Annotated in this window: 18 protein-coding genes; 10 read left to right on the top strand and 8 right to left on the bottom strand. The window is 74.8% G+C overall.

Annotated elements, in window-relative coordinates; all coding sequences use genetic code 11:
- The first annotated feature begins 6 nt into the window (after positions 1 to 6).
- Positions 7 to 1152 carry a succinyldiaminopimelate transaminase gene (dapC, locus tag ABZ641_RS03275; RefSeq protein WP_359978790.1) on the top strand — a complete coding sequence of 382 codons (1146 nt, stop codon included), beginning with the start codon at positions 7 to 9 and terminating at the stop codon, positions 1150 to 1152.
- A gap of 73 nt (positions 1153 to 1225) precedes the next feature.
- Here dapC and ABZ641_RS03270 read toward each other — a convergent pair whose 3' ends face one another.
- Both ABZ641_RS03270 and ABZ641_RS03265 read right to left on the bottom strand, forming a co-directional pair.
- Positions 1226 to 1948 carry a hypothetical protein gene (locus ABZ641_RS03270; protein WP_359978787.1) on the bottom strand — a complete coding sequence of 241 codons (723 nt, stop codon included), beginning with the start codon at positions 1946 to 1948 and terminating at the stop codon, positions 1226 to 1228.
- A 321-nt stretch (positions 1949 to 2269) separates the two neighbouring features.
- Positions 2270 to 3268, bottom strand: a complete 999-nt coding sequence (locus tag ABZ641_RS03265) for a hypothetical protein (protein WP_344626748.1) — start codon at positions 3266 to 3268, stop codon at positions 2270 to 2272.
- Between the two features lie 122 nt (positions 3269 to 3390).
- Here ABZ641_RS03265 and dapE point away from each other — a divergent pair, with 122 nt between their 5' ends.
- Together dapE and ABZ641_RS03255 are read left to right on the top strand one after the other, a co-directional pair.
- On the top strand, positions 3391 to 4467 hold the full coding sequence (gene dapE / locus ABZ641_RS03260) for a succinyl-diaminopimelate desuccinylase (protein WP_344626731.1): 1077 nt from the start codon (positions 3391 to 3393) through the stop codon (positions 4465 to 4467).
- A 63-nt stretch (positions 4468 to 4530) separates the two neighbouring features.
- Positions 4531 to 5343, top strand: coding sequence for a TIGR00730 family Rossman fold protein (locus ABZ641_RS03255; RefSeq protein WP_344626732.1), 813 nt, complete (start codon positions 4531 to 4533; stop codon positions 5341 to 5343).
- 16 nt (positions 5344 to 5359) lie between these two features.
- Here ABZ641_RS03255 and folP read toward each other — a convergent pair whose 3' ends face one another.
- Positions 5360 to 6172, bottom strand: coding sequence for a dihydropteroate synthase (gene folP / locus ABZ641_RS03250; protein WP_344626749.1), 813 nt, complete (start codon positions 6170 to 6172; stop codon positions 5360 to 5362).
- Positions 6173 to 6331: 159 nt separating this feature from the next.
- Here folP and ABZ641_RS03245 point away from each other — a divergent pair, with 159 nt between their 5' ends.
- Both ABZ641_RS03245 and ABZ641_RS03240 read left to right on the top strand, forming a co-directional pair.
- Positions 6332 to 6847: a DivIVA domain-containing protein gene (locus ABZ641_RS03245; RefSeq protein WP_359978782.1), complete on the top strand. Its 516-nt coding sequence runs from the start codon at positions 6332 to 6334 to the stop codon at positions 6845 to 6847.
- Positions 6844 to 7437, top strand: coding sequence for a DNA-3-methyladenine glycosylase I (locus tag ABZ641_RS03240; RefSeq protein ID WP_344626734.1), 594 nt, complete (start codon positions 6844 to 6846; stop codon positions 7435 to 7437). The genes ABZ641_RS03245 and ABZ641_RS03240 overlap by 4 nt, the downstream gene beginning before the upstream one ends.
- Here the strand turns inward: ABZ641_RS03240 and ABZ641_RS03235 are convergent.
- Positions 7422 to 8222 (bottom strand): enoyl-CoA hydratase-related protein, encoded by an 801-nt coding sequence (locus ABZ641_RS03235; RefSeq protein ID WP_344626735.1) that lies wholly within the window; start codon positions 8220 to 8222, stop codon positions 7422 to 7424. The two genes, ABZ641_RS03240 and ABZ641_RS03235, sit on opposite strands and share 16 nt — an antisense overlap.
- A gap of 324 nt (positions 8223 to 8546) precedes the next feature.
- On the opposite strand from ABZ641_RS03235, the gene ABZ641_RS03230 reads away from it, so the two are divergent.
- Positions 8547 to 8714 carry a DUF3117 domain-containing protein gene (locus ABZ641_RS03230; protein ID WP_014137929.1) on the top strand — a complete coding sequence of 56 codons (168 nt, stop codon included), beginning with the start codon at positions 8547 to 8549 and terminating at the stop codon, positions 8712 to 8714.
- Between the two features lie 174 nt (positions 8715 to 8888).
- On the opposite strand, the gene ABZ641_RS03225 is transcribed toward ABZ641_RS03230, so the two are convergent.
- A complete protein-coding gene (locus ABZ641_RS03225) occupies positions 8889 to 9545 on the bottom strand; it encodes an O-methyltransferase (RefSeq protein WP_263107973.1) in 657 nt (218 codons plus the stop codon).
- A 185-nt stretch (positions 9546 to 9730) separates the two neighbouring features.
- On the opposite strand from ABZ641_RS03225, the gene sigE reads away from it, so the two are divergent.
- The 4 genes from sigE to ABZ641_RS03205 all read left to right on the top strand — a co-directional run bounded on the left by sigE (position 9731) and on the right by ABZ641_RS03205 (position 13075).
- Positions 9731 to 10558, top strand: coding sequence for an RNA polymerase sigma factor SigE (gene sigE, locus ABZ641_RS03220; protein WP_344626736.1), 828 nt, complete (start codon positions 9731 to 9733; stop codon positions 10556 to 10558).
- Positions 10555 to 11580 carry a zf-HC2 domain-containing protein gene (locus tag ABZ641_RS03215; protein WP_344626737.1) on the top strand — a complete coding sequence of 342 codons (1026 nt, stop codon included), beginning with the start codon at positions 10555 to 10557 and terminating at the stop codon, positions 11578 to 11580. Before sigE ends, ABZ641_RS03215 begins: the two co-directional genes overlap by 4 nt.
- A 163-nt stretch (positions 11581 to 11743) precedes the next feature.
- Positions 11744 to 12163: a sec-independent translocase gene (locus ABZ641_RS03210; protein WP_344626738.1), complete on the top strand. Its 420-nt coding sequence runs from the start codon at positions 11744 to 11746 to the stop codon at positions 12161 to 12163.
- A gap of 234 nt (positions 12164 to 12397) precedes the next feature.
- Positions 12398 to 13075: a hypothetical protein gene (locus tag ABZ641_RS03205; protein WP_344626739.1), complete on the top strand. Its 678-nt coding sequence runs from the start codon at positions 12398 to 12400 to the stop codon at positions 13073 to 13075.
- 111 nt (positions 13076 to 13186) lie between these two features.
- Here ABZ641_RS03205 and ABZ641_RS03200 read toward each other — a convergent pair whose 3' ends face one another.
- From ABZ641_RS03200 to ABZ641_RS03190, 3 genes are all read right to left on the bottom strand, one after another.
- Entirely contained in the window at positions 13187 to 14347 is a 1161-nt protein-coding gene (locus ABZ641_RS03200; RefSeq protein WP_344626740.1) for an Mrp/NBP35 family ATP-binding protein, read from the bottom strand.
- A 99-nt stretch (positions 14348 to 14446) separates the two neighbouring features.
- A complete protein-coding gene (locus ABZ641_RS03195; protein WP_344626741.1) occupies positions 14447 to 15082 on the bottom strand; it encodes a DUF1003 domain-containing protein in 636 nt (211 codons plus the stop codon).
- Positions 15075 to 16349: a CBS domain-containing protein gene (locus tag ABZ641_RS03190; RefSeq protein WP_344626742.1), complete on the bottom strand. Its 1275-nt coding sequence runs from the start codon at positions 16347 to 16349 to the stop codon at positions 15075 to 15077. Before ABZ641_RS03190 ends, ABZ641_RS03195 begins: the two co-directional genes overlap by 8 nt.
- Positions 16350 to 16417 lie beyond the last annotated feature (68 nt).

The following is a 16417-nucleotide window of genomic DNA, read 5'->3' as shown; positions in this document are numbered from 1 at the left end:
TGAGTCGTGAGCACCCATCACACCGCGCGCGCGCCGTTCCCGGGCCACCCGGGGGCGGCGCGCCGCGTTTCCGAGCTGCTTCCGGTCTTCCCGTGGGACCGGCTGGAGCCGTACAAGCGGACCGCCCTCGCACACCCGGACGGGCTGTGCGACTTCTCCGTCGGCACCCCGGTCGACCCGGTGCCCGAGGTGATCCAGAAGGCGCTGGCCGCCAGCACGGACACCCCCGGCTATCCGACCGTCTGGGGCCCGCCGGAGCTGCGCGAGGCGATCGCCGGCTGGCTGAACCGCCGCTGCGGCGCCGAGATCGGCCCGGAGGCCGTCCTGCCGACCGTCGGCTCCAAGGAGCTGGTGGCCTGGCTGCCCGGCCAGCTCGGCCTCGGCCCGGGCGACCAGGTGGCGTACCCGCGGCTGGCCTATCCGACGTACGAGGTGGGTGCCCGGCTGTGCGGCGCCGAGCCGGTGGCGTACGAGGACGTCGACGAGCTCGACGGCTCCCGGGTGCGGCTGCTCTGGCTGAACTCGCCGTCCAACCCGACCGGCCGGGTGCTCGCCGCGGACGAGCTGCGCCGCGCGGTCGCCTGGGCCCGCGAGCACGGCGCGCTGCTGGTCAGCGACGAGTGCTACCTGGAGCTCGGCTGGGAGGCCGAGCCGGTGTCGGTGCTGCACCCCGAGGTGTGCGGCGGCTCCCACGAGGGCCTGCTGGCCGTCCACTCGCTCTCCAAGCGGTCCAACCTGGCCGGCTACCGGGCCTCCTTCGTGGCCGGCGACGAGGTCGTCGTCCGGGAGCTGCTGGAGGTCCGCAAGCACGGCGGCATGATCGTGCCCGCCCCGGTGCAGGCGGCGACCGCCGCGGCGCTCGCGGACGACGCGCACGTGGCCGAGCAGCGGGCCCGCTACGCGGCCCGCCGCACGGCGCTGCGCGGCGCCCTGGAGGCGCACGGCTTCACCATCGAGCACTCGGAGGCCAGCCTCTACCTGTGGGCGACCCGGGGCCGGCCGTGCTGGGAGACGGTGGCGGAGCTCGCCGAGCTGGGCATCCTGGTGGCGCCCGGCGACTTCTACGGGCCGGCCGGCGACCGGCACGTGCGGGTGGCGTTCACCGCCACCGACGAGCGGGTCCGCGCGGCCGTGGCCCGGCTCGGCGGCTGACGCCGGCGACCGACGGACGAAGGGCCGGCCCCCGCTCGGGGGCCGGCCCTTCGTCGTGCGGCGGGTGGCGCGGTCAGCCGCCGATGCCGCCGACACCGCCGAGCAGGCCCCCGAGCGGGGTGCCGCCGAGCACGCCGCCCAGCAGGTCGGTCGGGTTGGAGCCGAGCGAGGGCACGCCGCCCAGGCGGTTCGCCGCGGCCGGCGAGCCGGTCAGGGTGCCGAGGGTGTCCGCGCCGGGCAGCGCCTGCGGGATGCCGCCGGTGGGCAGTGCGCTGGTCAGGGTGCCGGTGGGCAGGCCGCTGGTGGGCAGCGCGCCGGTGACGGTGCCGAGCGGGCCGCCGGCGCGGGCGCTGCGGGTGCCGGGCACCGCGGGCAGCACCTTCTCGGCGACCGCCGGGCCCGCCCGGTCGACCAGCGCGGGGGCGACCCGGCCGGCCACGGTGGTGAGCGCGCCGGTGGCGGCGGTGGTCTTGCCGGCGGTGTTGGTCACCGGGCCGAGGGCCGTGTCGGCGTCCGGCAGCGCGGAGGCGACGGTGTGGCCGGCGGCGTCGCCCGCGGCCGGGACACCGGTGGCGACCGTGGCGGCGCCGGTGGCGCCCGCGGACTGGCCGAGCTCGTGGGCGGCGCCCTGCACGGTGCCGGAGGGGGAGTCGAGCTGGGTGAGGCCGGATCCCAGGTCGGTCCCCTGCGGCACCAGGTCGGCGGCCGAGGCGGAGCCGGCCGCGATCAGGGGCGTCGCGCCGGCCGCGACGAGCAGTGCGGCCTGGGCGATCCGGCGCGTGAGGGGGTGAGACATGGTGCTCCTAAGACGAGAGGACATGGCCGTCCGTCGGGCGGACGACGTGAATACCGCTCGGGAGCCGGGAAGGTTTCGCCCGCCGAAGGTAAAGGGCAGGCAAAGATCGGACGATCGTCTTTGCGCCGCACCCGGCACCCGGTCCCCCGCGGGGGTGAGTGAAGAACCGTCACTTCCCTTGTCGCGGCGGGTGCCGGCACTACTCCGGCCGGCCCCGCGCGGCGGCCCGCGGCCGAGCGCCCGGCGGTCCACCGCCGTTGACCGCTGTCACCCGCCGGGTCGACACCCGTTCACGGGTTCGTCAACGCACCGTCACCGCGGTCACGGCGCCCCGAGGGTGACCAGCACCCGGTCCGCCCGGTCCTCCGCGCCCTTCGCCTGCCAGCCGTCCGTGGGCCGGTCGAAGCGCCACACCCGCCCGTCGTAGGAGACCGCGCCGATGCCGAGCTCCTGCGCGTGCGCCACCGCCCACTGGGCCACCGCCCAGCCCGACTGCTTCTGGCCCTCCGCACCGGAGTCGGTCGAGGCCGAGGCCTGCGGGCTCAGCGCCAGCACCGCCCGCGCGTCCTTGGGCGCCTTCGGCGCGTCCGACACCGCCACCATCCGCCCGAACTCGCGGCGGACCTTCTCGCCGACGTCCGCCGGGCGCGGCCCGCCCGACGGCGAGGCCGCGGCCGAGGGCGAACCGGAGGCGGAGGCGACCGCGGCGACCGGCTCGGCCAGGTCGTGCACCACGCAGTCGAGCGCGGCCGGCTCGCGGCCGGTCAGCGCCGAGGTCACCAGCATCGCGTTGGACTCGTGCTTGGCGTACGCCTGCGGGAAGCCGCTCTTCTGCACCTGCTGCGCGGCGTCGGTCAGCGGCATCCGGGCGTACCCGGGTACCTTCACCAGGCCGTCCAGGAACTTGTTGGTGGCGTACACCGGGTCCTTGATCTGCTCCGCGGTGCCCCAGCCCTGGGACGGGCGCTGCTGGAACAGGCCGATCGAGTCGCGGTCGCCGCCGGTGAGGTTGTGGATCTTGGACTCCTGCATCGCGGTGGCCAGCGCGATCGTCACCGCCCGCTCCGGCAGGCCGCGGGACATCGCCACCGCGGCGATCGTCGAGGCGTTGGCGGCCTGCGCCAGGTCCAGCGTCCCGGTGCCCGCCGCCGTGGTGATCCGACAGCCCTCCGGCGGCACGATCAGCCGGTCCCGGTTGAGGTACAGCACCAGGCCCGCGACCAGCGCCACCGCCACCAGGCCGATCAGCACCCGGCGCAGCAGCCGCGGCCGGCGGCGCCGTCCCGACGCCGTGGAACCGTCCGCCCCGCCCTCCGCCATTCCGGCCACCAGTGCCCCTCTCGCTCGCTGTGCGCACACCGTACCCACTCCGACGGCCCGCCGGCCCCGGGCGGTTGCGCCACCCGTCGTGGCGGGCCGCGGCACCGATACGCTAAACCACCATGAGCAGCCCGAACACGCCCCTCGACCTGTCCCTCGACGGCGGTGCGCTGACCGCGCAGCTGGTCGACTTCCCGTCCGTCAGCGGCGACGAGCAGGCGCTGGCCGACGCCGTCGAGAACGCGCTGCGGGCGCTGCCCCACCTCACGGTCGACCGCCACGGCAACAACGTCGTCGCCCGGACGAACCTCGGCCGCGCCGAGCGGGTGCTGCTCGCCGGCCACCTGGACACCGTGCCGATCGCCGACAACCTGCCCTCCCGCGTCGAGGGCGACCTGCTGTACGGCTGCGGCACCTCCGACATGAAGTCCGGCGTCGCCGTGCAGCTGCGGCTCGCCGCCACCCTCACCGAGCCGAACCACGACCTCACCTTCGTCTTCTACGACTGCGAGGAGGTCGAGGCCACCCGCAACGGCCTCGGCCACCTCGCCAAGGAGCACCCCGACTGGCTGGCCGCCGACTTCGCGGTGCTCATGGAGCCCAGCGGCGCCGTCGTCGAGGGCGGCTGCCAGGGCACCCTGCGCGCCGAGATCGTGCTCACCGGCACCCGCGCCCACTCGGCCCGCAGCTGGCTCGGCGACAACGCCATCCACAAGGCCGTCGAGGTGCTGCGCAGGCTCGCCGAGTACGAGCCGCGGCGGGTGCTGATCGACGGCCTGGAGTACCGCGAGGGCCTCAACGCCACCCGGATCGACGGCGGCGTCGCGGGCAACGTCATCCCCGACGAGTGCACCGTGCAGGTCAACTTCCGCTACGCGCCCGACCGCAGCGAGCAGCAGGCGGCCGACCACGTCCGCGAGGTCTTCGCGGGTTACGGGCTCCGCGTCACCGACACCGCCCCCGGCGCGCTACCCGGCCTCGACCGCCCCGCCGCGCGGGCCTTCCTGGACGCGGTCGGCGGCGAGGCCCGGGCCAAGTTCGGCTGGACGGACGTCGCCCGGTTCAGCGCCCTCGGCGTGCCCGCCGTCAACTACGGGCCGGGCGACCCGAACCTCGCCCACAAGCGCGACGAGCACTGCTCGCTGAGCGCGATCGCCGAGGTCGAACGGCGCCTCGCGGCCTGGCTGACCGGCGCCTGACGTCCACCCTGCCGCCACCCGCCGTTCGCCGTATTCGGTGGACGGCGGGCGTAGGGTTTCGTCATGACAGGCACTGGAGACGTAAAGCACTACGGGCACGGTCCCGAAGAAGTCGACGCGCCCGCGCCCAAGAAGCCCTGGCCCGAGAAGCAGAAGGGCCCGGTGCTGCTCCGCCGCGACCAGGTCGGCACCAGCACCACGGACCAGCGTCTGCTGGACACCACCGGCCCGACCGACTGGCTGCACACCGACCCCTGGCGGGTGCTGCGGATCACCTCGGAGTTCGTCGAGGGCTTCGGCGCGCTCGCCGAACTCCCGGCCGCCGTCAGCGTCTTCGGCTCCGCCCGGACCCCGGTTGACTCCACCGAGTACGCCGCGGGCGTGGCCATCGGCCGGGCCCTGGCCGAGGCCGGCTACGCCGTCATCACCGGCGGCGGCCCCGGCGCCATGGAGGCGGCCAACCGCGGCGCGTCCGAGGCCGGCGGCCTCTCCGTCGGACTCGGCATCGAGCTGCCCTTCGAGCAGGGCCTCAACGAGTTCGTCGACCTGGGCCTGAACTTCCGGTACTTCTTCGTCCGCAAGACGATGTTCGTGAAGTACGCGCAGGGCTTCGTGGTGCTGCCCGGCGGGCTCGGCACCCTGGACGAGCTGTTCGAGGCGCTCACCCTCGTCCAGACCCGCAAGGTCACCAGGTTCCCGGTGATCCTCTTCGGCACCGCCTACTGGGGCGGCCTGGTCGACTGGCTGAAGAACACCCTCATCGCCGAGGGCAAGGCCTCCCCCCAGGACCTCGACCTCTTCCACGTGGTGGACGACGTCGACGACGTCCTGAAGATCCTGGCGGAGACCCGCCGCCCGAACGGCGCCCGGATCTGACGGCCGGGCCGAGGCCCTACGCGAGCCCCCGGCGGGCCACCGCCGGGGGCCGGGTGCCGCGGATCGAGGCCACCATGTCCAGCACCTGCCGGGTCTCGGCGACCTGGTGCACCCGGTAGACCTGTGCACCCAGCCAGGCCGAGACCGCGGTGGTGGCGAGGGTGCCGAGCAGCCGCTCGTCGACCGGCCGGTCCAGGGTCTCCCCGACGAAGTCCTTGTTGGAGAGCGAGACCAGCACCGGGTAGCCGGTCGCGGTCATCTCCGGCAGCCGCCGGGTGGCCTCCAGCGAGTGCCGGGTGTTCTTGCCGAAGTCGTGGCCCGGGTCGATGACCACGGCGTCCCGCCGCACCCCGAGCTCCACCGCGCGTTCCGCGAGGCCCAGGGTGACCGCCAGGATGTCGGCCATCACGTCCTCGTAGCCGACCCGGTGCGGCCGGGTGCGCGGCTCGGCGCCGCCCGCGTGGGTGCAGACCAGGCCGGCGTCGTACCGGGCGGCGACTTCGGCGAGCTTCGGGTCCACGCCGCCCCAGGCGTCGTTCAGCAGGTCGGCGCCGGCCTCGCAGACCGCCTCGCCGACCTCGTGCCGCCAGGTGTCCACGCTGATCACCGCGTCCGGGTGGCGCTTGCGCAGCTCGGCGACGAACGGCACGGTGCGGCGCAGCTCCTCCTCGACGGTGACCTCCTCGCCGGGTCCGGCCTTCACCCCGCCGATGTCCAGGATCGCCGCACCCTCGGCGATCGCGCGGTCGGCGGCGGCGAAGGCGGCCTCGTCGGCGAAGGTCGCACCCCGGTCGAAGAAGGAGTCCGGGGTGCGGTTGACGATCGCCATGATCACCAGCTCGTCGTCGCCGAACTCGCGCGGGCCAAGGCGCAGTGCCACCGGAATCTCCTCCACAGCTCGCCCGGGTGCAATGATGGGCCCCGGCCTGTCCGGGGACCATGATCCCACCATTGCCGGAGACGGGCCGGTGACTGACGGAGGCGGCTCGTGTTCTGGGTGATCGTGGCGGCGATGGCCGTGGTGGTCGGCGGTGCGGCGCTGGTGGCGCTCGGTGGCGGCGGCACGCTTCCGGAGGCGCTGCCCGACCGGATCACCGCCCGGCTGCCGCAGGACCGGCCGCTCGGCCGGCACGACGTGGACGAACTGCGGCTGCCGATGGCGCTGCGCGGCTACCGCATGGACGAGGTCGACAACGTGCTCGACCGGCTCGGCGCGGAGCTCTCGCTGCGGGACGCGCGGATCGCCGAGCTGGAGGCCGCCGCGGTCGTCCGGGGCGCGGTGGAGCCGGCGCCCGGGCAGCCGCAGGACGAGCCGCTGCCGGGGCTGGAGGCCTTCGCCGCGGTGGTCGAGCCCGCCGAGCCCGCCGAGCCCCGGACCGAACCGGCCGCGCAGCCGCAGGACGAGCCGCTGCCGGAGCAGGCGGCCGACGAGCGGACGGCCGACGAGCGGCCCGCGGACCCGCGCGCCGACCTCTTCAAGAAGCACGGACCGGAGCAGTCGTGACCGGCGCCGTCCTCGGCCCCGACGGGCTGCTGCGATGCGGCTGGGGCGAGTCCGCGGACGACTACCGCCTCTACCACGACACCGAGTGGGGCCGGCCGGTGCACGGCGACGCCGCCCTGTTCGAGCGGATCAGCCTGGAGGCCTTCCAGTCCGGGCTGTCCTGGATCACCATCCTGCGCCGCCGGGAGGGCTTCCGGGCCGCGTTCGCGGGCTTCGACATCGCCGCGGTCGCCGCGTACGGCCCGGCCGACACCGAGCGGCTGCTGCAGGACACCGGCATCATCCGCAACCGGGCCAAGATCGAGGCGACGGTGGCCAACGCCCGCGCCGCCCTCGACCTGGACGGCGGCCTGGACGAGCTGGTCTGGCGGTTCGCCGCCGACCCGGCCCGGCCGGCCCCCCGCACGCTCGCCGAGGTGCCGGCCGTGACCCCGGAGTCCACCGCACTGGCCAAGGAGCTCAAGAAGCGCGGCTTCCGCTTCGTCGGCCCGACCACCGCCTACGCGCTGATGCAGGCCTGCGGCCTGGTCGACGACCACCTGGCGGACTGTCACGCGCGCGGGGCGGCCGCCGGTCAGCGTCCGACGTAGGCCGGCTTCTCCTTGGCGACGAAGGCCCGGACGGCGATCCGGTGGTCCTCACTCTCGCCGGCCCGGGTCTGCAGCTCGTCCTCCTTCTCCAGCAGCTCGCTGAAGGAGTGCGAGGCGGCGTACGCCAGCGACTCCTTGACGGCGGCGTAGGCCACCGTCGGGCCGGCCGCCAGCTCCGCGGCGAAGGCCCGTGCGGTGGCGGCGAGTTCGGCGGTCGGCACCACCCTGGTGGCGAGGCCCAGGCCGAGCGCCTCGTCCGACTTCACCGTGCGGGGGAGCATCAGCAGCTCGGTGGCGCGGGCGTGGCCGACCAGCCGCGGCAGCGTCCAGGAGACGCCCGAGTCGGCGGTCAGCGCGACGCCGACGAAGGAGGTGTTGAAGCCGGCGGTGTCGGCGACGATCCGGAAGTCGCAGGCGAAGGCCAGCCCGGCGCCCGCACCGGCCGCCACCCCGTTCACCGCGGCCACGGTCGGCTTGGCCATCCCGGCGAGCGCCCGCAGCAGCGGGTTGTAGTGCTCGGAGACGGTCTTCAGCGCGCCCTCGCCGGTCTCCTCGGCCCGCTTGAGCAGGCCCAGGTGCTCCTTGAGGTCCTGCCCGACGCAGAACGCCCGGTCCCCGGCGCCGGTCAGCAGCACGGCCCGCACCGCCGGGTCGTTCGCGGCCTCGGTGACGGTGTCGCGCAGCGCCACCTTGGTCGCCGTGTCGAGCGCGTTCATCGCGTCCGGGCGGTTGATGGTGATGACGGCCAGGCCGCCGTCGAGCTCGTACAGCACGGAGTCGGACATCGGGTGAGGGCTCCCCTGGTCGTGGTGGGTGGCACGGCGGCGCCGCGGCTCGTGGCCTCGGCCACGGACTCAGCATGACGGAGCGCGGGGCCGGCTGGGGAGTGTGAGGTACCGCACCTTCGAATGTCGTGCCGAGCACCGGCGAAATGGGGCTTTGAGCAGGTTGTCGGACGGTTTGGGCGGGTGCGGGCACGGTTGCGCGGAGAGTGATGTTGGTCATCGGGGTGCGGGATGCGGGATAATGGCTTCCGATCAATGCGTTCGATACCGGTGGTGGACGGACCTCCGGTACGTAGCTGAGCGGTTGCAGGAAGGGGAACGAGCATGGCGGCCATGAAGCCGCGGACGGGTGACGGCCCGCTCGAGGTCACCAAAGAGGGGCGGGGCATCATCATGCGAGTTCCGCTCGAGGGCGGCGGTCGCCTGGTGGTGGAGCTGACGCCCGATGAGGCGGATGCCCTGGGCGAGGCCCTGAAGAAGGCCTGCGGCTGACCGCAGCGGGTGCTCCCCTCATCTCCTGGAGATGCCGACAGGGCCCGGATTCGCGCCAGAATCCGGGCCCTGTGCCGTGCCCGGACACCTGCGCGGCCCGCGCCGGGACAGCCCGGCGGCTGACCTGCGGGACTGACCCGCGGGACCCGGCCGACACGCCCGCCGGACGCCCTGTCAGCGCTTGACGGCGCAGAGCAGCCCGTCACTGACCGGCAGCAGCGCGGGCAGCAGCCGGTCGCTCTCCCGGACGTCCCGGACGAGCTCGCGCACCGCGTGGGTCTGCGGGTCGTCGAGGTCCGGTTCGGCCAACCGGCCCTCCTGGAAGACCCCCTCGAAGCAGACGATCCCGCCCGGCCGCAGCAGCCGCAACGATTCTGCGAGGTAGGCGCGGGACTCGGCCGGGTCACCGTCGCAGAACACCAGGTCGTACTGGCCGTCCGCGAGCCGCGGCAGCACGTCCAGCGCCCGGCCCGGGATGAACCGCGCCCGGTTGGGGGCGAAGCCGGCCGCGAGGTACGCCTCCCGCGCGCACTGCTGGCGCACCGGCTCGGTGTCGACGGTCGTCAGCACGCCGTCCGGCCGCATCCCGCGCAGCAGGTAGACCCCCGAGACGCCGGTGCCGGTGCCGATCTCGGCGACCGACTTGGCGTCCAGCGCGGCCGCCAGCAGCCGCAGGAAGGCTCCGCCGCTCGGCCCGATCGCGCGTATTCCGGCCCGCGCCGACTGGGCCCGGGCGTAGGTCAGCACCGCGTCCTCGCCGACGTAGGTGTCGGCGAGAGCCGCCCGCTCGGGCCCGAACTCGGTGATGGCTGCCTCTCCGGAACGCCTGATGCCGACCCGATGTCGACATTTTCAGCCACAGATTACTGGCCGACCGGGAACCGCGTTCGGCGGCGGGCCGTTGATGGGAACAGGACTTGGCGATCGGGGTGCGCACGACGCCGTCCGCGCGGCCCCGCCGGGGCGGCGGCGGAGGGGGTCGTGCACTTTATCCGGATCTGACGGGCGAGGTGGATATGGTGGTGGCCCTGCTGGGCAGAAGAGCCGACCGAGGAGGTGTGGCCGAGGGCGACGTCCCCGTGCAGCGCGATCCACGCCGCACCTCGTCGGCCCGTACGCCGAAGCCCGTGATGAACCAGCCCGCGCACTCCCCCCAGGACGCGACCACCGAGGCGGCCGGGGCCGCGGCCGAGCCGGCCGCGCTCGCGACCTTCGCCGAGGGCCCCGACGCGCAGAGCTGGACCCCGCCGACCTGGGAGGAGATCGTCGAGGCGCACAGCGCCCGGGTCTACCGCCTGGCCTACCGGCTGACGGGCAATCAGCACGACGCCGAGGACCTCACGCAGGAGGTCTTCGTCCGGGTCTTCCGCTCGCTCTCCACCTACACCCCCGGCACCTTCGAGGGCTGGCTGCACCGCATCACCACCAACCTGTTCCTGGACATGGTGCGCCGCCGCCAGCGGATCCGCTTCGACGCCCTCGCCGAGGACGCCGCCGAGCGCCTCCCCAGCCGCGAGCCCAGCCCGGCCCAGCACTTCAGCGACACCCACTTCGACGCCGACGTCCAGCAGGCGCTCGACACCCTCGCCCCCGAGTTCCGCGCCGCCGTGGTGCTGTGCGACATCGAGGGCCTCTCCTACGAGGAGATCGCGGCCACCCTCGGGGTCAAGCTCGGGACGGTCCGCAGCCGGATCCACCGCGGCCGCTCGCACCTGCGCGCCGCCCTCAAGCACCGGGCGCCGGGCGTCGCCCCGGGCCGGCTGCGCCGCGGCGGCTCCGCCGAGCCCGTCCCGGTCGGCGCCGATCCCGGCTCTCCGGGCGGCCTGGACCGGAGGGGCTCGTGAACGCCGACGCCCACCAGGGCGGGCCCGAGCCGACCGGCCGGTCCCGGCGCGGCCCCTCCTGGGCCCAGCTCGGCCGCCGGGCCGACCACCCGCAGGCCCCCGCCGCCCCGGCGGAGCACCCCGCCGCCGAGCCCGCCGCACCGCGGGCCGTCGCCGTGCGCCCCGCCGAGCCCGCGGAGGAGCACCATCTCGGCGACCGCCTCTCCGCCTACCTCGACGGCGAACTCGGCCACGACTCCCGTGAGCGCGTCCAGGCGCACCTCGCCACCTGCCCCGACTGCCTCGCCGAGGCCGACGAGGGCCGCGCGGTCAAGCACCTGCTGACCCGCACCGACAACCCGGGCCCCTCCTCGACGCTGATGGCGCGGCTGCTCGCCGTCGCCGCCCTGCCCGAGGACGAGGACGGCTCCGGCCCGGGCGGCGGCATGCCGGCCGTCCCCGGCACCCTCGGCGGCAGCCGGCTCACCGGCGGCTCCTTCGGCCGCGGCGCCGGCGCCTCCTTCGGCTCGGGTGCGCTCGGCGCCGGGACGCCGATCCCCGGGGTCGACCCGCGGGCCGGCCGGCCGGGGCTGCCGACGCCGGGCAACCGGCTCTCCCTGGTGCCCTCCGCCGCCCGTCCGGCGGCCGCGCTGCGCAGCCTCACCGAGCCGCGCGGACGCCGCGCCGAGCAACCCTCCCGCGGACGGGCTGGCGTGCTGCCCGAGCCCGCCGCGGCGGCGGCCCGGCCCGGTCCGACGCCGTTCGGGCGCCGCTTCGTGTTCGCCGCGGCCGGTGCCTTCTCGGTGGCCGCGGTCACCCTGGCCGGTGTGGGCGGCCCCTCGGCCGTCGGCGGCGAGGACCAGCACGGCACCCGGGTCAGCCCGGTGAGCAACCCGGGCGGCGCCGCCGTCCCGGTCAACGCGCAGCTGCCGGCCGACTTCCCGGTCCCCGCCATGGCCTCGGCGCCGCCCGGCTACCTCCCCCAGCCCGGCCCGGCCGATGCCGGCGTGAACCGCCTCGGTCCGCACAACCTGCTCCGTTAGGGCACACGCGCGCTGGGCCGTCGGGGCGCACGCACCGGGCCGCCGGGTGGTCTGGACCGCAATCCGCAGGTGGCGGGGTCACAGACCGGCCGGCGGCCATTACCCTGGTGGCGACGGCTGCCGCCGAGCTCGTCGGGTTGTCCATCAGGAGCTGGGAGCGTACGTGTTCAGTGACATAGGCCCACTGGAGGTCGTCGCGCTGGCCGTCATGGCCATCGTCATCTTCGGGCCGGACAAGCTGCCGAAGCTCATCCAGGACACCATGGGCTTCATCCGCAAGGTCCGGTCCTTCGCGGACAGCGCCAAGGACGACATCCGCAGCGAGCTGGGCCCGGAGTTCCAGGACTTCGAGTTCACCGACCTGCACCCGAAGACCTTCGTCCGCAAGCAGCTGATGGGCGGCAACGAGGACCCGCTGGGCTTCAAGGAGCTCAAGGACGGCCTCGACTTCAAGTCCGCCCTCAACGACGAGGCGCCGCGGCGGGTCGCCGCCACCCCGGACCTCACCAAGAGCGCCCCCGCCGAGACGAGTGCGCCGCTCGCCGCCGGTGAGCGCCCGCCGTTCGACCTGGACGCCACCTGACGCGACCCGGTGCGGCCGCGCGCCGTTGCACACTTCCCACGCCCCGCCCGGGCCGCTTCGCCGGGCGGGGCGTCGGCGTCCGCGCCGCTATGGTGTTCAGGTTGACCGCAGGCCGGATCCACTGTGCCGTCGGTCACGCCACGACGTGTCGGCGGCCGACCGCACCCGGCGGCGCGCCCGGTGCGCCACCATGGAACGCCGCCGCAGGAGACAGGTGCACGGAGGAGGCCGGCGATGGACGTGACGAGCCGAGCGGGCGGGACGGTCGCCCCGGGCGGGCGGACGGCGCCCGTGGTGGGCGCCCGGGCCGGGTCCGCCGACCCGCTGACGCCCTACCTGGAGGCCGACTTCCCCTGGTACGGGCTCGACGAGGGCTGGACGGGCCGCCGCTGGCCGTTCCCGGTCGGCGCGGGCCGCGCCGGCCAGGGCGCCGGCACCGACTACGGCTCGCTCGGCCACGGCGACGAGCCCGCCAGACCGTACGGGTCGCGGGAGGCCGGCCGCTTCGCCGTGGTGGTGACGGTCGCCCGCCGCCCCGGCCGCCGCAGCGCCGACAACACCGGCACGCTGGAGGCGACCTCCGCCTCCTCCGCCGCCTGGCTGGCCGGCTCCGGCCTGATCGCCACCGTGCCGCCGGGCCAGCTCGACCGCTCGCTGCGGCAGGACTGGCTCGACCAGCAGACCGGGCTCGCCTGGGACCTCGCGGACGACCTGGAGGGCCCCGGCTGGTCCGCCCTCACCCTGCCGGTGAACGGCCTGCCGCAGCCCTTCCGCTACCGCGAGTCCGAGTACGGCTGGGTGCTGGCCGGCGAGGCCCCGGGCGTCCTGCTCGGCGCCTACGGCCGCGGCATCAGCGCCTACGGGATCGGCTTCGGCGTCGTCCCCGACCTCACCGCCTACAACGGCCGCTGACCGGCCACCGGCCGGCCGCGCCGTCCGGGCAGCACGAAGGGGCGCGGGGTCCGCACGACGGGACGGCACGGTGTGCCTCCCGCGGTGCGGCCCCGCGCCCCTGTGCGTCCGCTAGAACTTGTTCTTGGGGGTGAGACCCAGGGACAGGCCGGACAGGCCGCGCTGGCGGCCGCCGAGCTTGCCGGCGACGGACCGCAGGGCGGCGCCAGCCGGGGACTCGGGGTTCGACAGGACGACCGGGCGGCCGTCGTCGCCGCCCTCGCGCAGGCGGACGTCGATCGGGATCGAGCCGAGCACCGGCACGGTGGCGCCGACGCTCCGGGTGAGGGCGTCCGCGACGGTCTGGCCGCCGCCGGTGCCGAAGACGTCGATCATCTCGTCGCAGTGCGGGCAGGGCATGCCCGACATGTTCTCGATGACGCCGACGATCTTCTGGTGGGTCTGCAGCGCGATGGTGCCGGCCCGCTCGGCGACCTCCGCGGCGGCCATCTGCGGGGTGGTGACGATCAGGATCTCGGCGTTGGGCACCAGCTGGGCCACGGAGATCGCGATGTCGCCGGTGCCGGGCGGCAGGTCCAGCAGCAGGACGTCGAGGTCGCCCCAGTACACGTCGGCCAGGAACTGCTGCAGCGCGCGGTGCAGCATGGGGCCGCGCCACACCACCGGGGTGTTGCCCGGGGTGAACATGCCGATCGAGATGACCTTCACGCCGTTCGCCGACGGCGGCATGATCATGTCCTGGACCTGGGTGGGCCGGCCCTCGACCCCGAGCATGCGGGGCACGCTGTGGCCGTAGATGTCGGCGTCGACCACGGCGACCTTGAGGCCGTCCGCGGCCATCGCTGCCGCCAGGTTGACCGTGACCGAGGACTTGCCGACGCCGCCCTTGCCGGAGGCGACCGCGTAGACCCGGGTGAGCGTGCCCGGCTTGGCGAAGGGGATCTCGCGCTCGGGCGCGCCGCCGCGCAGCAGCTGCGAGAGCTCCTTGCGCTGCTCGTCGCTCATCACGTCGAGCTCGACCTCGACACCGGTGACACCGGGCACCTTCGCGACCGCGTCGGTCACCCGGTTGGTGATCGTCTCGCGCATCGGACAGCCCGAGACGGTGAGGTACACGCCGACCCTCACGGCGCCGCCCTCGGCGATCTCGACGGATTTCACCATGCCGATCTCGGTGATCGGGCGGTTGATCTCCGGGTCGTTGACGGTCGCCAGCGCCTTGCGGACGGACTCCTCCGTCACGCCTGCGGCAATCTCGGTCTCGTTGGCCATGCCTTGATGGTACGGCGCCGCGGACGGACCCCGACTCGCCGGTAGCGTGCCGCCCGTCACACGAGGTCACGGCCGGCGCCGGCGCCCGGCGCCCGGGCCTCACACCAGGTCGCGGCTCTCCCGCCGGTCGTCGAGCTCCTTGAGCAGCGCCATCAGCTCGGAGCGCACGAAGTCGCGGGTGGCGACCTCGCCGAGGCCCTGCCGCAGCGCGGCGACCTCCCGGGTCAGGTACTCGGTGTCGGCGATGTTGCGGTCGCTGCGGGCGCGGTCCTGTTCCATGTTGACGCGGTCCCGGTCGTCCTGGCGGTTCTGCGCGAGCAGGATCAGCGGCGCCGCGTACGAGGCCTGCAGCGAGAGCATCAGGGTCAGGAAGATGAAGGGGTACTCGTCGAAGCGGACGGTCGCCGGCAGCAGGGTGTTCCAGACCACCCAGGCGACGATGACGACCGACATCCAGACGATGAAGCGGCCGGTGCCCAGGAAGCGGGCGATCCGCTCGGAGAGCTTGCCGAAGGCCTCCGGGTCGTAGGTCGGCATCGGGATGAGGGCGCGGCGGCCGGTGCGCGGCTGGTCCAGCCGGCTGCGTCCGGTGCCGCCCTCGGGCCGCTGCGGGCGGACGCCCTCGCGGGCCCGCAGCTCGCGCAGCTGCCGCAGCTCCCGCAGCTCGCCCTGGATGCGCTGGCGGGGGCTGTCGTCGCGGCGGCCCTTGCGGTCCTCCCGCTTGCGGTCATCCATGGACGGTCTCGCTCTCGGCCGCGTGCAGGGACGCCTCGCGCCAGTCCTCCGGCAGCAGGTGGTCCAGGACGTCGTCGACGGTGACCGCGCCGACCAGGTGGTCGGCCTCGTCCACGACCGGCGCGGCGACCAGGTTGTAGGCGGCCAGGTAGCTGGTGACCAGCGGCAGCGGGGTGTCCGGCGGCAGCGGGTCGAGGTCGTCGTCGACCAGCGAGCCGACCAGGGTGAACGGCGGCTCGCGCAGCAGCCGCTGGAAGTGCACCGTGCCCAGGTACTTGCCGGTCGGGGTCTCGTTCGGCGGACGGCAGACGTAGACCTGCGCGGCGAGGGCCGGCTTGTTCTCGGCGATCCGCACCCGGGCGAGCGCCTCGGCGACGGTCGCGTCCGGCTCCAGCACGATCGGCTCGGTCGTCATCAGACCGCCGGCGGTGTCCTCCTCGTAGGAGAGCAGGCGGCGCACCGAGGCCGCGTCTTCCGGCTCCATCAGCCGCAGCAGCCGCTCGGCGTCCTCCGCGGGGAGGTCGGAGAGCAGGTCGGCGGCGTCGTCCGGGTCCATCGCCTCCAGGACGTCCGCGGCCCGCTCCTCCTTGAGCTTGCCGATGATCTCGACCTGGTCGTCCTCGGGCAGCTCCTCCAGGACGTCGGCGAGCCGGTCGTCGTCGAGGGCGGCGGCGACCTCGGCGCGGCGCTTCGCCGACAGGTGGTGCATCACGTTGGCGAGGTCGGCCGGGCGGAGCTGCTCGAAGGTGGCGAGCAGGTTGGCGGCGCCCTGGCCCTCCTCGGTGAGGGAGAAGCCGGTGAGCTCGGACCAGTCGAGGGTCAGCGACTCGCCGCGCGCCTTGCGCAGCCGGCCGACCCGGCCGACCTGCACGAAGACCTTGCGGATCTCCCACTCGCGCAGCCGGGCCTGCACCATGGCCACGTCGAGGACGGTGACCTCCTCGCCGGTCTTCGTCCGGACGACGGTGCGGTCCAGCAGTTCGGCGAGGACGAGGGTCTCCGAAGGGCGCTGCTCGAAGCGCCGCAGGTTGATCACGCCGGTGGCGAGCACCTGGCCGGACTCCAGGCTGGTCACCCGGGTCATCGGCAGGAAGATCCGCCGCCGGCCGATCACCTCGACCACCAGGCCGAGCACCCGGGGCGGGCGCCCGCCGATCCGCAGCGAGACGACCACGTCGCGGACGCGGCCCACCTGGTCGCCGTTGGGGTCGAAGACCGGGAGCCCGGAGAGGTGCGAGATGAAGACCCGACTGCCTGCGCCTGCCATCGGCTCCCTCTCTCCGGACGGGGCCCGCGAGGTGCGGGCCGGTGCGCTGGTGTCGGTGCGGCCGCGTA

Origin of the sequence: Kitasatospora sp. NPDC007106, assembly GCF_040634455.1 — a bacterium.
Lineage (GTDB): Bacteria > Actinomycetota > Actinomycetes > Streptomycetales > Streptomycetaceae > Kitasatospora > Kitasatospora arboriphila.
Note: the sequence above shows the minus strand (reverse complement) of the source record. Positions and strands in the feature narration are given on the sequence as shown.

Coding starts and splice junctions, on each gene's coding strand:
- ABZ641_RS03270 (WP_359978787.1), bottom strand. CDS start 1,948: ATGTCTCACCCCCTCACGCGCCGGATCGCCCAGGCCGCACTGCTCGTC.
- ABZ641_RS03265 (WP_344626748.1), bottom strand. CDS start 3,268: ATGGCGGAGGGCGGGGCGGACGGTTCCACGGCGTCGGGACGGCGCCGC.
- dapE (WP_344626731.1), top strand. CDS start 3,391: ATGAGCAGCCCGAACACGCCCCTCGACCTGTCCCTCGACGGCGGTGCG.
- ABZ641_RS03255 (WP_344626732.1), top strand. CDS start 4,531: ATGACAGGCACTGGAGACGTAAAGCACTACGGGCACGGTCCCGAAGAA.
- folP (WP_344626749.1), bottom strand. CDS start 6,172: ATGGCGATCGTCAACCGCACCCCGGACTCCTTCTTCGACCGGGGTGCG.
- ABZ641_RS03235 (WP_344626735.1), bottom strand. CDS start 8,222: ATGTCCGACTCCGTGCTGTACGAGCTCGACGGCGGCCTGGCCGTCATC.
- ABZ641_RS03230 (WP_014137929.1), top strand. CDS start 8,547: ATGGCGGCCATGAAGCCGCGGACGGGTGACGGCCCGCTCGAGGTCACC.
- sigE (WP_344626736.1), top strand. CDS start 9,731: ATGGTGGTGGCCCTGCTGGGCAGAAGAGCCGACCGAGGAGGTGTGGCC.
- ABZ641_RS03205 (WP_344626739.1), top strand. CDS start 12,398: ATGGACGTGACGAGCCGAGCGGGCGGGACGGTCGCCCCGGGCGGGCGG.
- ABZ641_RS03200 (WP_344626740.1), bottom strand. CDS start 14,347: ATGGCCAACGAGACCGAGATTGCCGCAGGCGTGACGGAGGAGTCCGTC.
- ABZ641_RS03195 (WP_344626741.1), bottom strand. CDS start 15,082: ATGGATGACCGCAAGCGGGAGGACCGCAAGGGCCGCCGCGACGACAGC.
- ABZ641_RS03190 (WP_344626742.1), bottom strand. CDS start 16,349: ATGGCAGGCGCAGGCAGTCGGGTCTTCATCTCGCACCTCTCCGGGCTC.